Genomic DNA, 13,729 nt, shown 5'->3' with positions numbered 1-13,729 from the left:
GATTAATTTACTTAAATATCGCACAGAAAGGCTCAACAGGAAGTAGAATATTGTGGGAGGAAATTAAGAATGCATCCTTCTAAAGATGTGAATAAGGGAGATGAAGATGCATTTCCTTCTTTGGCTTATCCATTTCCCGAAAAAATCAAAGGAGTGCAAGTAATCAAACGCAATGGAGGGGTGACTTCTTTTGATCCTTCAAAAATAAGCCGAGCGATTATGAAAGCTTTTATGGCTGTTGAAGGCAAAGGAGCATCCAGATCAATTCGCGTACAAGATATTATCAAAAATTTAACCGAGCAAACGGTCACAAGGCTATTACAGCATAACAAATCTGCTCTTATAGTGCATATTGAGGATATCCAAGATCAAGTAGAATGCTCTCTCATGCAGAGTGGTCATCACAAGATTACGAGGGAGTATGTTCTATATCGTGAAGAACGATCTGACGTTCGTGCTGCCCAATCTCATTCAAAGAGCGATGCACCTATTGCACCAAAGTTAAAAATAATGATGGATGATGGCACCCTAATCTCCTTCAATTCCAAAAGATTGGAAATGATAGTGGAAGAGGCTTGCTCAGGCTTACAGGATGTTTCATCAAAAATAGTCTTAAGCGAAACTTATAAAAACATGTATGACGGTTTGAGCGAAAGTGATTTAGAAACCGCATTGATTTTTTCCTCTCGTACTCTTATTGAAAAAGAGCCAAACTACGCAAAGGTCACAGCACGTTTTCTTCTTGAAAAATTGCGTCGTGAGGTTTTGACGACTGTTTATAAAAAACCCCAAAAAGCGACGCACCACGAAATGCAGTGTTTATATCCTGAATACTTCTGTCGCTATATTGAAGAAGGGGTAAAAGCACGTTTGCTCCATGAATCAATGATGGATTTTGATCTTGTATACTTGGCTAATGACTTGAAGTATGAAAGAGATTTCGCATTTGAATATCTTGGATTGCAAATACTATACGATCGCTATTTCCTGCATATTAATGGATCACGCATTGAGATGCCTCAAGCATTTTTCATGCGCGTCGCTATGGGTCTTGCTCTAAAAGAAACTGAAAAAGAAAAGAGAGCCGTTGAATTTTACAATCTTCTTTCTTCTTTCCATTTTATGTGCTCTACACCCACTCTTTTTAATTCTGGAACAAGACACCCTCAACTTTCGTCTTGTTTTCTCACCACTGTTCCTGATGATCTCTATGGAATTTTCGGAGCCTTGCAAGAGAATGCTATGTTAGCTAAATATTCCGGAGGTCTTGGAAATGATTGGACTCCTGTTCGGGGGCTAGGAGCTCATATCCACGGAACGAATGGAAAAAGCCAAGGGGTCATCCCATTCCTTAAAGTCGCTAATGATACAGCAGTGGCTGTCAATCAAGGAGGAAAACGTAAAGGAGCAGTATGTGCCTACTTAGAAACTTGGCACATTGACGTAGAAGAATTTTTAGATCTGAGAAAAAATACTGGCGATGACCGTAGACGTACTCATGATATGAATACTGCAAACTGGATTCCAGATCTCTTTATGAAAAGAGTTACCCAGAATGCAGGATGGACGTTGTTTTCTCCTGATGAAGTCTCTGATCTTCATGATCTTTATGGGAAAGAGTTTGAGATAGCATATGAAAATTATGAAAGACAAGCAGATCGCGGGGAAATAAAGGTATTTCGTAAGATTTCGGCTGTCGCGTTATGGCGCAAAATGCTCACAATGCTGTTTGAGACGGGGCATCCTTGGATAACATTTAAAGACCCTTGCAATATTCGTTCGCCTCAACAGCATGTTGGCGTAGTCCATTCCTCTAATCTCTGTACAGAGATTACCCTCAACAGTTCCAGTGAGGAAACAGCTGTTTGTAATCTAGGATCCATTAACCTACTTGCGCATTTCGCAAATAATCAATTTGACTATGATAAATTAGCTAGTACCATTCGCACGGCAGTGCGAGTGTTAGATAACGTTATTGATATAAATTGTCATACGATTGAGAAAGCCAAAAAATCTAATCACACACATCGCGCTATAGGTCTTGGTTTAATGGGCTTTCAAAGCGCTTTACACCTACTCCATATTCCATATGCAAGCCCTGAAGCCGTTGAAATCGCTGATGAAAGTATGGAATTCATTTCTTTTCATGCAATATCAGCTTCGGTTGAGCTAGCTCAGGAACGAGGAGCTTATTCTAGTTTTAAAGGATCGTTATGGGATCAAGGCGTTTTTCCTATAGACTCTATTGGATTACTAGCAGAAGTACGTGATGAATTAGCCATGAATAGAACTTCACGCTTACCATGGGATGAGTTGAAGAAACGTGTGAAAACTATCGGCATGAGGAACTCAAATTGTATGGCGATTGCACCTACAGCAACGATCGCTAATATCTGCGGCGTATCTCAGTCTATCGACCCTTCCTATCAAAATCTTTACGTTAAATCAAACATGTCAGGCGATTTCACGGTGGTCAATTCTTTCCTTGTTAACGAACTCAAGCAAAGGGATCTCTGGGATGAAGCAATGATTTCAGATCTGAAGTATCATGATGGAAGTATTGGAAACATAGAGCGTATTCCTGATGATCTGAAGAAAATTCATGCGACTGCTTTTGAAATAGATCCTATGTGGTTAATTGAATCAGCATCACGAAGACAAAAATGGATTGATCAGGCACAATCATTAAATCTTTATCTGGATGAACCAAGCGGGAAAAAGCTGGATTTCATTTATCGACAGGCGTGGTTGATGGGTTTGAAAACCACTTATTATTTGAGATCTCGATCAGCTACTTCGGTAGAGAAATCTACTCTTAAAGGAGTTGATGGAAAACTCAATGCTGTTCCCGTAACAGACCCTAACTCTAGCACTCATTCTCTTGGCATTCCATCATCTTGTACATCAGACACGGAATGTGAAGTATGCCAATAATAATATATTGGAGAATTTCATGAGTAGCACTAGTATATTGAGTTCTCATACTATACATCGGATTTGAGGTAAATCGGAATAATTTGAGAAGCGCTACGATTGGTACTAATATGTTGCATTTTTGTGCTGTAAAATACTGATCTCCTCTAGATCATCTTGATGATACTAGAGGTCTGGATCTCATTAAAAAGGTTCTGCACGATTATGCAGATAAAAAAAGAATGATCAATGTACGTTCTGACGTGAATTAGCTATTGCCTTTAAAATATAAATGGGCATGGGAAAAGTGTCTCTACTTGTCATAATCATTGGATGCCAACGGAGGTGTCCATGCAAGCCGATGTTGCTCTGTGGCAATCAGAAATCAATTAATATGATGAGCGTCATATGATTAAACGCAATCTAGGTTTTTTTGCATCCTCTGAAAGTTTTGTGGCTAATAACATTTATTCGCTATTTCTAATCCAGAGATAGTATCTCCTATGATAAGCCTATGAAGAAACAGTTCATTAATGAGTATCAACACGGCAGAAGTTTAGATTGGAATTGATATAACTTCTCCTGTGAGAAAACAAAACAAACGAGATTCTGATAATATTTGATTTTATTGTAATGTAAAGAAAATACATCTTCTTTCTCGTAATCGAAGTATTTTTTAATTAGAGAGCATCATCAAAAGATGATGATCTTATTCCATAATTCTCAGATTATCCAATAGACGATTCAGTGATGTATCAATTATTGATTTTTCACAGAATAGCAAATGAAACTATGATTTTTTATTGAGTGATGAAAATTAGAAATAATGGCAATACAATCCAAGGTAAGAGATGACACAACTCATACGAGAGATACGGATAATTTTATCTTTTGAGAAATAATAAAGTGATCATAGAAATGTCCTTTCATAAAATACAATATACGCCGGCAGAGGTCTTATTTATTATTTTGTATATTGATGTTAGAATACGATCGCAGGACATGATAAGTGAACAACGACTATTAAAGTTCTCATATAACCGTATTAACATATACCAATTAAGTGATTTCTTGCTATGAATAAAAATGATCAATCTCCAATGAACGTACGAGGTGTGAAAAACTGGGAGCAAGCAGCAAAATGGCTTAAGGATAATCGTATCGAAGATGTAGAATGCATTACGCCAGATCTAGCGGGAATTCCTCGTGGTAAGATGATGCCATCATCAAAATTTATCTCCAATATACCTCTAACAGTTCCTTCTGCAATCTACCGCCATACCATATCCGGAGAATCTCTTCACTCTCCTTATTTATTTCACAATGAACGAGATGGAGATCTACGACTATCTCCCGACCTTTCTACTTTAAGCATTGTTCCATGGGAAATGGATCCAACAGCACAAATAGTCTGTGATGTCGTTGATTATAATGGTAAGGAAGTTACTTATACGCCTCGTAATGTTCTCAAAAGAGTTTTGAATTTTTATGCCCAAAATGAATTAAAACCAATAATTGCACCAGAAATTGAATTCTATCTTATTGCTAAAAATGAAGATCCTGATTATCCATTGCAACCTCCGAAAGGTCGTTCTGGGCGCTCAATCCTTGGAGGGCAAAGCTATTCTATTATGGGAATCAATGAATTTGATGAAATCATTGATGACATATGGAAATTTTCTGAAAAACAAGGACTTGAAATAGATACTTTAATTCATGAGGAAGGCCCTGCTCAATTCGAAATAAATATACGCCACGGCGACCCTTTAAAACTAGCAGATCAAGTTTTCTTATTCAAAAGAACTATCCGTGAAGCCGCTTTCAAACATGACATTTATGCCACCTTTATGGCTAAACCAATGCAAAATTATCCTGGATCCGCCATGCATATTCATCAATCGGTCTTAGATATCAAAAGCAATCAAAATATCTTCTCCAATCCTGATGGCTCTGAGACAGATAACTTTAGATATTTTATAGGTGGTCTGCAAAAATATATTCCTAATGCCTTAGTGATGCTAGCTCCCTATGGAAATTCTTATCGTCGACTGGTTCTTGATATGGGGTGTCCTGTCAATAACGCTTGGGGATATGATAATAGGACAACAGCGTTCCGTATACCTTTCTCCGATGCCAAAACTAAAAGAATAGAAAATCGCCTCCCATCATCAGATACGAATCCTTATCTAGTTCTTGCCGCATCATTAGCATGTGGATTATTAGGCATCTTACAAAAAATAGAACCAACCCCCCCTACTATGAAATCCGCTAATCAAGAAGCAATTAACTTGCCCCGTGGATTATTAGAAGCTGTCACCCTTTTAGAAAATACATCTCACTTCAAAGATATTTTCGGCTCACAATTTATTGATATGTATGCGAATTTAAAAAGAAATGAGTTCGAAACCTTTATGCAAGTTATTAGCCCTTGGGAAAGAGAATTTTTATTACTGAATGTTTAATATACTTTGCGGTAAATCGTTTACATGACATTGCAATCACAACACTGTACTTATTAAAAAGCACATATTCAAAAGCAAGCTATCTACGCCACCCTTTTATACACCACTTGTAAGTAGTAATTAGAATGCAAAATCATACTCCCAACATTCACAACTCTGATTTTATTATATTCGGAGGTACAGGAGATCTTGCAAAACGCAAACTCTTCCCTGCCCTATACAATAACTATACAAATCGAGAAGAAAATCAAATATCTAGTCGGATTATCGGCATCTGTAGAATCAAGATGACCGTCGAAAGCTATCGGTCTTTTGTTGATAAAGAGCTTCAAAGATACCTAAAGGATGGTGAATATAATCCATTAAAAGTGCAGAAATTTCTTTCTCTGATTTTCTATATTAATTTAGACGTGGAAAAGAACTACGGATGGGAACTATTAGGAAAGTTATTAGACATTGATAAAACACGCATCAGAGTTTTTTATCTAGCCATGTCTTCAGCATTTTTTGGAAAAATTTCCCAAAGAATACACGCAAATAATCTCGTCACAGAACATACGCGCGTAGTATTAGAAAAGCCTATTGGGAGCAATCTCAGTTCCGCACAAGAAATTCATGCAATTACCAGAAAAATATTCAAAGAAAGTCAAATTTTTCGCATTGATCATTATCTTGGGAAAGAAGCAGTTCAAGGACTAATGGTGTTCCGATTTGCCAATACATTCTACGAATCACTTTGGAATAATAAGTACATCGATCATGTGCAAATTACCACTGCAGAAACTATTGGGGTAGAAGACCGAGTTGACTACTATAATAACACAGGTGCGTTACGCGATATGATCCAAAATCATCTTTTGCAACTGCTTTGTCTCGTTGCCATGGAAATGCCTCCTTCTGTAGAAGCAAAGTCTATTAAAAACGAAAAAATAAAAGTATTACAAGCACTTCAAATGATTACCCCTGAAAACGTACAAAAATTAACAGTACGAGGACAATATCAATCTGGGATTATTAATGGTATTCCTGTAAAAGGTTATCTTGAAGAAATTCCGCTAGGTATTTCTGATACTGAAACTTTCGTCGCAATAAAAGCAAATATTGACAACCCACGATGGTCTGGAATCCCCTTTTACCTCCGTACTGGGAAATATCTCGCCAAACATATCTCAGAAATTGTTATTGCTCTTAAACCCGCACCTTGTACTATCTTTGATCATCAGATGTCCAAAATAGAAACCAATAAATTGATTTTACGTTTACAAAATAATGGGGAAATAGAACAATTTATTACCACTAAAGACCATAGTACAAGTAACATGAAACTAAAAACAACTGCTTTAAGAATATGTTGTTGTTCTAAAAGAATAAAGCGTACCCCAGATGGATATGAACGCTTACTTATGGATATCATTCATGCTAACCAAACACTTTTTATGGGATATGATGAAGTTGAAGAAACTTGGAAATGGAGTGATTCTATACTCAAAAGTTGGCAAATTATAAATCAAAAAGTTGATTATTATGCTGCAGGTACGTGGGGACCAGATCAGTCCGATGTATTACTACAAAAAGATGGACGCAGGTGGCATAACAATACTTAAGGATTATCAATGCTACAATATAAATTATATGTTGCAGAGAACAAAAAACGATTAGCACAGAAATTAGCAAAAAAGGTAGCAGAACAACTTTCGATTGGTATAACAAACAAAGGAACCGCGAGCATTGCATTATCTGGGGGATTAACACCTCGATTTTTTTTGGAAGAACTATCCATTATAAATGTTGATTGGCATAAAGTAGTAGTTACCTTAGTCGATGAACGTTTCGTGCCACTTGAAAACTTGCGTTCAAATCAATCTTTTATTTCAAAGTTTTTTCTCCAAAATAAAGCTCAAAAAGCATCTTTTATCCCTCTTTACTATCCACAAAAAACAATAGAAGAAGCAATTCGAATAGCAAATGAAAAAATTTGTCAATTGATCCATTTTCCATTTGATGTTGTGGTTTTAGGAATGGGAATAGATGGACACACAGCCTCTTTTTTCCCTAAAGGAGATACTCTTTCTATAGCTCTTGACACGCATACACCCAGATCTGTCATTGCCATTAAAGATTACACTAGTAATGAACAACGGATGACCATGACTTTTTCTGCACTACATGATGCACAATTTTTAGCATTACATATCGAGGGAACACAGAAAAAACACGTTTTAGAAAAAGCCATTTCAGGAGATGATGCACTAGAAATGCCTATACGAGCTATCTTATGGAACGCACAATCCCCTCTTGAAGTACATTGGACTTCTTAATCTTAAAAATTAATGATTTTATATAGTTTTTTTTGCTATTGATTGTGCATCAAATTTTGGTGATTTCATCCCCAAAGAGCGGTACGCTGCAATGACTGTATTCGCCATAAGCATTGCTATCGTCATTGGACCGACTCCTCCTGGAACAGGGGTAATCGCTCCTACAACAGATTTACATTCATCTGCAACGTCTCCTACCAATACAGTTTTTCCTAGTTGAGGAGAATTGATTCTATTAATACCTACATCTATAACCAAAGATCCTGTTTTAATCCAATCGACTTGCACCATACGAGGTCTACCAACGGCAACAACAAGGATATCAGCGGTTCTACAGATTTCCGGCAAATTTTTAGTCTTGGAATGTGCCATAGTAACTGTTGCATTTCTAGAAAGCAATAATTGCCCCATCGGCTTACCAAAAAGATTAGATCGCCCTATGACCACAGCATGTTGACCCGATAGATCACATCCTTTAAATTGCTCAATTAATAATATTGCTCCTGCTGGAGTACAAGGGACAAGACCTGTCGTAAAATCACCGATCATCACTTTGCCTGCATTAACCACATGAAGACCATCTACATCTTTTTCCGGAACAATAGATTGGATAATCGACTGCTCAGATACCGTAGAAGGAAGTGGTAGTTGCACTAATATGCCATGTATCGAATCATCTTTGTTGAGTGATAATACAGCATTTTCCAAATCAATCTGAGAGATATCTACAGGAAAATTATACTGAACTGAATGAAAACCACAATGTTTAGCCATCCGTGTTTTAGCTGATACATAAGAACAGCTAGCAGGATCGTTTCCTACTAACACAACTGCAAGACCGACCTGAACACCTGTTTCCTTTTTCAAAAACGCAACAGATTCAGCAATTTTATCAGTAAGTACAGAAGCTACAACTTTTCCATCTATCAAAGAACCCATACATTCTCCCCCTATGTTATCAATTAAGACAATGCACATCCTCGACCACTAACAACAAGGAACAAGAGTCACAGCCAAAATGTCAATAATTTCCACTGCATATGCACATCATAGAACAAACGATGGAATTACCACGAAGCAGGAGTAGAAATTGATGCTATCGATGAAAATTTTCCTGCAAACACACATGGGATAGTTCAATTTCTTTTAAAATACAACCCCATTCTATCATACAACAGTGAAACTTCAAAATCTAATAATTAAAAACACTTGATTATTTTAATGGTTCTTTGTTTTTCTCAATTAAAGATCCTTTTTGAGTCATAAGATCAGATGCATTACTTCCTAAACGCAAACAATTGGAACGCATATCTACGATAGACAAGTAATTCAATTCATCAATTAAAACTTCTGATATAAATTGAGATCCTAATCTCGAATTAAGATCTTCCTTTATCTTTTTACGCAAATTATCAAACCCAAAAGCCTTAATTTGCACAAAATCACCCATAGGAGGACCTGAAAGTAATGTATAAAGATAGTCAGTGGCAATTTCTTTTAAATAAGATCTCTCTTGACTATCATTGACAATAAAAGACAATTTTACAAGAAAATAAGCTTGCAGTACACCATTAGAAACGCTGGGAATAGAAACTAATTCACTCTTGATGATATTAGTATTTTTTATAGCAAGTGGCGGTACATGATTTTCGACCATTGTATCCATGGAACGTAAAAACAACATATAAAAGGATATAAGTGTTACGACCGATATCCATATTCCGGAAAATAAAAATTTCAGCATATATTAAAAAATCTCGTATATCCATCATGTTATCTTGTCACTGCTTTTTCAATAAATTAGCAACTACACAAGCAACATCCAGATAAATTATTTAAAAAAAATATAGATAAGGTGTTTAAAAAATATTCACCTTTGTTAATAAAATACTATGTGGTGGTTTTACATGGATTCAAAGATTCGCAAAATCCATCATGATAAGTGCCATCAGCATCTATCTCCTGCAATTGCTTCTTAAATAAATCAGCAACTACACGAGCAGCATCTAGATAAGACTCTAAAAGAGAAGAATTTAATGCTAATTTTTCATGCAAGGTGCGTATTTGTTCTAAATGATCCCATGATATTTCTTCACATGAAAGAATCAAAACAGATAACTCATGCAAACAACGCCCTTTATGGTCGTTTGAAATACTAATATCAAACTGGCTATTATTTTTTAAATTCTTATTTTCATTATCTATAACTGCTATTACTCTTTTCAATACTGTTTGAATACGATAATCGCTCGACGTAGACACAATATTATTTTCTCACTTTATTCTATGCAATCTATCTTATAATTTACTAAAATCATGCTAGAGAAGAGCTAAACTTCATTTACTTATCTCAGGTAAATCAAGCGTTATTCTTTGTTGTTTTACGATGACATCACTTATATTTTCTGCTAGAATTTCCTGCCAAAAATCTCCATTAAACCCTCCTCCCAAAGACTTAACTGTTTCTTCTGGCAAAATAGATTTAATGAAATATTGAAACATAATACCTTGTAACTTTTGTGTCATCTCTGGTACAGACTTTGATTTGTCACATGCTTCCTGTACATCTTTTAATTGAAGGAAAGATTGAAAAGAAGAATCATCTTGTGAAATTTTGGCAAGGTTACCGCCCATACTTTGCGAATGAGAGATATTACTAATAGGAAGGACTTGCATATAAACCGCCATGTTTTGATGAACAATAAATAAGCTATAAAGACATAAACTTGCGGGAAACTGCATTAAATAGTATGCGCTGCTCTATATTATCGTTATTATTTTCATCATCATATTGACGTTCTTCTAAAAGATAGGTTTCATCCTTCATCTCGGTTAACCGGTCAATTTTTATCTTTTCAGATAAGAGTGTATTCTCTTGAACCAACTGTAAACTCGCCATCTTTTGGTCATTTTGACTTAAAGAATGATAAAATTTTAAATAATGAGACGCGAGAGCAGGATTCATTAATGCCGTCGAATTGATGGAATCTTTTAATTTTTCTCTTAAAATGTTTATTTTCTTACGTTCAGATATAGTATAAGCAAGATTGCTTTCTGCAATGCTTTTAATACAACATTGCGCGGTAATAATTTTGTATAATGCTCGTGATTTACGAGATCGCATCATGCACTCCTTAATACTATTAAAAAAATCCATATAGGAAAGAATGCGAAAATTGATATACAATAATCTCAATCGACAAACACAAAAACAAAGACCCTAATCCTATCAGATAAGGAGTAGAGATAAAATAAATAGGAATCTGCGGTACTAATTTATTGAGCAATCCAATAGAAATATTAAATACTATATAAAAAAATAAAAATGGACTAGATAACCTTAACATAATCATAAATGTCGTTTGCAACATATTAACAAAAGAAGAAAAGATATTGCCAAAATTCAATTCTTGTCCAATAGGAATTGTCCCGTACGATTTCACTAGTGCGTAAAAAACTTGGTGATGAAAGTCTATTACCCATAATGCCAATAAACCTATGATTCCAATCAAAGAATTGAGCGGTGTTTCTGCTAGGGAATCCGATATTCCCATACTTGTCTGTAAATTTAAACCAATTGCCGTGGATATCACACTTCCCGTAAACTGCAAACCAAGTGTGTATACACGTATCAACAATCCATGCACACAACCTAGAAATAATTCTACCATTACCAATTTTGAATAATATGCCCTATTTACAAAATTTTGTAGATCAATTGTATCCCATAGAAACGGAAGAAGTACTATAGAAAATGCCATGGCAAAACACAATCGTACTTGCATGGGAATATATGACATCGAAAGGCCTGGCAATAACATAATGCAACTACCAACACGGCAAACAATTAAAAATAGAGACATCATGATAATTTCTGGAGAAATTGTCATGAAATTGTCCCTAGAATGTTGACTTTCAATCCTTTGGCTATTTCCATATGTGAAAGAACTGCCAAAGATGGAAAATTTCGTTCAAGTATCATGCGTATATAAGAGCGAATTTCTGGTAGCGTAACAATAGTCAACGGTATGCCCTTATCTATATATTGACGAATTGAATTCGTAGCATTCTCTGAAAACATCTCAACAGCACGTGGCTCAACATTAAAATCTACACATTCTCCTTTAGAATCTCTTTGTATGGCCTGATAAAAAATCATATCCCAATGGTTGCCTAATTTAAGAATGTTTAAAATCCCTGTCGGCGCTAAATCACCACAAATCTGTTGTGCCATCCGAATACGCACTTGTTCAACTATATGTGACGTCTTACGAGAATGAGGAGCTACTTCGGCTATGGATTCCAATATTAACGGCAAATTTCTAATAGATACATGCTCTGCTAATAGTAATTTTAGAACCGCTTGTATACCAGAATATGATATATGAGAAGAACATGTTTCTTCTGCAAGTTTCTGATACTCAGGATCAAGTCTACTAATGAGATTCTTAACATCTTTATAGGAAAGAAGTTGAGATAAATTATTACGAATAACTTCACTTAAATGAGTAAGAACAACCGCAAGATTATCGATAGGATGGAATCCTTGACGCCGTAAATCATCTGAAAAACTTTCCATTATAGCAAAGGCTGGCATACCAAAAGCAGGTTCTTTGACCTCATCTCCTGGAAAAGTAGGTTTTTGACCAGATCCTAAAATAACGAGAACTTCTCCAACACGCAGTTCGCTGATTGCAACTGTTGTCCCATATACTCTAATCGTATATCCCTTTTCAGGCAAAGAGATATCCGTTGTCACCTTGATTTCGGGAACTATAAATCCATACTGTACAGCAAACTTTCTACGTATTTTGGAAACCCGCAAAAAAAGATCCTCTTGAGACGAAAGTAACCGATTCGAAACCAAACTTCCAAGAACCAATTCAACTCCTGACGTAATAAAATTCAGCTGTGCTGAATGTTGGTTTTGTTTGGAAGCTTCTTGAATTTGAGCAACTTTTGCAAGACGTTGCAATTCATTTTTATAAGGAACATAGAATCCCGCACAAGCAAAAAAACCACCCAACATTATAAAAGGGAAAGCGGGTAAATTCGGCATTACAGATAAAACAATCATAAAAAATGCTGAAATCAATAACGCACGAGGATAATGCGATAACTGCTCTACGATAGCTGTATTAGTCGATCCTTTTGAAGTCGTACGAGATACTAAAAAAGCAGCTGATAAAGAAATAATCAGCGCTGGCACCTGTGATACCAATCCATCTCCTACCGATAGTCTAACAAAGACATCTGCAGCGTGATGAATCGACATATCATAGCGAAAACATCCAATAACAATACCGCCTACGATATTAATTGCTGTGATGATAATACTTGCTATAGCATCTCCACGTACAAATTTTGATGCCCCATCCATGGCACCAAAAAATGCACTTTCTTCTTCCAATTCTTTACGACGCCTTTTAGCTTCCTCTTCTTCAATAAGACCAGAAGACAGATCTGCATCAATGGCCATCTGCTTTCCAGGAATTGCATCTAAAGTAAAACGAGCTCCAACTTCTGCGATACGCGTTGCACCTTTTGTGATCACAATAAAATTAATTGTAATCAAAATCATGAATACAACCAATCCTATCACAAAGTCTCCCGACATGACCAAAGATGAAAATCCAGCGATAATCCCTCCTGCAGCTCCATATCCTTCATGCCCAAATGATAGAATAGCACGCGTAGTAGCAATATTTAATGACAAACGAATAATTGTCACAATAAGAAGAACTGTGGGGAAAGATGAAAATTCCAAAGGTTTTTCAATCCACAATGCTACCATCAAGATCAATATTGACAGTGCGATGGAAGAAGCTAATCCCACATCAAGAAGCACAGTAGGTATAGGCAAGAAAAGAATACATATAATCAAAACAATACAAAAAGAAAAAGCGAAATCGTGCAAATGATTCCGATCATTTGAATCAGATATTCCTATTAATGATTGTATCATCTTTGCATCTCATCATCTCAACCTAAAAATAACTGGATATAAGTGTCTCTAGTGCACAAGAATTGTGTGAA

11 protein-coding genes and 1 pseudogene are annotated in these 13,729 nt (G+C 36.0%); 5 read left to right on the top strand and 7 right to left on the bottom strand.

Annotated features, from left to right (window positions below; genetic code table 11):
* Positions 1-69 precede the first annotated feature (69 nt).
* The 5 genes and pseudogenes from CD16_RS03525 to pgl all read left to right on the top strand — a co-directional run bounded on the left by CD16_RS03525 (position 70) and on the right by pgl (position 7,693).
* Positions 70-2,934 carry a ribonucleoside-diphosphate reductase subunit alpha gene (locus tag CD16_RS03525; RefSeq protein ID WP_015452656.1) on the top strand — a complete coding sequence of 955 codons (2,865 nt, stop codon included), beginning with the start codon at positions 70-72 and terminating at the stop codon, positions 2,932-2,934.
* Between the two features lie 221 nt (positions 2,935-3,155).
* Positions 3,156-3,381: pseudogene (locus CD16_RS05795) on the top strand (ribonucleotide-diphosphate reductase subunit beta); the annotation flags it as partial.
* A 608-nt stretch (positions 3,382-3,989) separates the two neighbouring features.
* Complete coding sequence (locus CD16_RS03520; RefSeq protein WP_015452655.1) at positions 3,990-5,375, top strand: glutamine synthetase family protein; 1,386 nt, start codon at positions 3,990-3,992, stop codon at positions 5,373-5,375.
* 125 nt (positions 5,376-5,500) lie between these two features.
* Positions 5,501-6,979 (top strand): glucose-6-phosphate dehydrogenase, encoded by a 1,479-nt coding sequence (zwf, locus tag CD16_RS03515; protein WP_015452654.1) that lies wholly within the window; start codon positions 5,501-5,503, stop codon positions 6,977-6,979.
* 9 nt (positions 6,980-6,988) lie between these two features.
* Positions 6,989-7,693: a 6-phosphogluconolactonase gene (pgl, locus tag CD16_RS03510; RefSeq protein WP_015452653.1), complete on the top strand. Its 705-nt coding sequence runs from the start codon at positions 6,989-6,991 to the stop codon at positions 7,691-7,693.
* Between the two features lie 18 nt (positions 7,694-7,711).
* Here the strand turns inward: pgl and folD are convergent, their stop codons facing one another.
* The 7 genes from folD to flhA form a co-directional block, all read right to left on the bottom strand.
* Entirely contained in the window at positions 7,712-8,632 is a 921-nt protein-coding gene (gene folD / locus CD16_RS03505) for a bifunctional methylenetetrahydrofolate dehydrogenase/methenyltetrahydrofolate cyclohydrolase FolD (RefSeq protein WP_015452652.1), read from the bottom strand.
* Between the two features lie 274 nt (positions 8,633-8,906).
* Positions 8,907-9,437 (bottom strand): flagellar basal body-associated FliL family protein, encoded by a 531-nt coding sequence (locus CD16_RS03500; protein ID WP_015452651.1) that lies wholly within the window; start codon positions 9,435-9,437, stop codon positions 8,907-8,909.
* A 146-nt stretch (positions 9,438-9,583) separates the two neighbouring features.
* Positions 9,584-9,955, bottom strand: coding sequence for a hypothetical protein (locus CD16_RS03495; RefSeq protein ID WP_015452650.1), 372 nt, complete (start codon positions 9,953-9,955; stop codon positions 9,584-9,586).
* Between the two features lie 75 nt (positions 9,956-10,030).
* Positions 10,031-10,381: a hypothetical protein gene (locus CD16_RS03490; protein ID WP_244611709.1), complete on the bottom strand. Its 351-nt coding sequence runs from the start codon at positions 10,379-10,381 to the stop codon at positions 10,031-10,033.
* Between the two features lie 22 nt (positions 10,382-10,403).
* On the bottom strand, positions 10,404-10,820 hold the full coding sequence (locus CD16_RS03485; RefSeq protein ID WP_236301245.1) for a hypothetical protein: 417 nt from the start codon (positions 10,818-10,820) through the stop codon (positions 10,404-10,406).
* A gap of 16 nt (positions 10,821-10,836) precedes the next feature.
* Positions 10,837-11,583: a flagellar biosynthetic protein FliR gene (locus CD16_RS03480; RefSeq protein ID WP_015452647.1), complete on the bottom strand. Its 747-nt coding sequence runs from the start codon at positions 11,581-11,583 to the stop codon at positions 10,837-10,839.
* The gene (flhA, locus tag CD16_RS03475) at positions 11,580-13,658 is read right to left on the bottom strand and encodes a flagellar biosynthesis protein FlhA (protein ID WP_015452646.1); all 2,079 of its coding nucleotides are present in this window, start codon (positions 13,656-13,658) and stop codon (positions 11,580-11,582) included. Before flhA ends, CD16_RS03480 begins: the two co-directional genes overlap by 4 nt.
* Positions 13,659-13,729 lie beyond the last annotated feature (71 nt).

It is taken from the genome of Candidatus Liberibacter asiaticus, from assembly GCF_000590865.3.
Taxonomy (GTDB): Bacteria; Pseudomonadota; Alphaproteobacteria; order Rhizobiales; family Rhizobiaceae; genus Liberibacter; species Liberibacter asiaticus.
The sequence above is the reverse complement of the archived record's forward strand: the minus strand, read 5'-3'. Positions and strand labels throughout refer to the sequence as shown.

What these genes read in the sequence shown, in the direction of transcription:
- CD16_RS03525 (WP_015452656.1), top strand. Translation starts at nt 70, where the DNA reads ATGCATCCTTCTAAAGATGTGAATAAGGGAGATGAAGATGCATTTCCT.
- CD16_RS03520 (WP_015452655.1), top strand. Translation starts at nt 3,990, where the DNA reads ATGAATAAAAATGATCAATCTCCAATGAACGTACGAGGTGTGAAAAAC.
- zwf (WP_015452654.1), top strand. Translation starts at nt 5,501, where the DNA reads ATGCAAAATCATACTCCCAACATTCACAACTCTGATTTTATTATATTC.
- pgl (WP_015452653.1), top strand. Translation starts at nt 6,989, where the DNA reads ATGCTACAATATAAATTATATGTTGCAGAGAACAAAAAACGATTAGCA.
- folD (WP_015452652.1), bottom strand. Translation starts at nt 8,632, where the DNA reads ATGGGTTCTTTGATAGATGGAAAAGTTGTAGCTTCTGTACTTACTGAT.
- CD16_RS03500 (WP_015452651.1), bottom strand. Translation starts at nt 9,437, where the DNA reads ATGCTGAAATTTTTATTTTCCGGAATATGGATATCGGTCGTAACACTT.
- CD16_RS03490 (WP_244611709.1), bottom strand. Translation starts at nt 10,381, where the DNA reads ATGGCGGTTTATATGCAAGTCCTTCCTATTAGTAATATCTCTCATTCG.
- CD16_RS03485 (WP_236301245.1), bottom strand. Translation starts at nt 10,820, where the DNA reads ATGATGCGATCTCGTAAATCACGAGCATTATACAAAATTATTACCGCG.
- CD16_RS03480 (WP_015452647.1), bottom strand. Translation starts at nt 11,583, where the DNA reads ATGACAATTTCTCCAGAAATTATCATGATGTCTCTATTTTTAATTGTT.
- flhA (WP_015452646.1), bottom strand. Translation starts at nt 13,658, where the DNA reads ATGATACAATCATTAATAGGAATATCTGATTCAAATGATCGGAATCAT.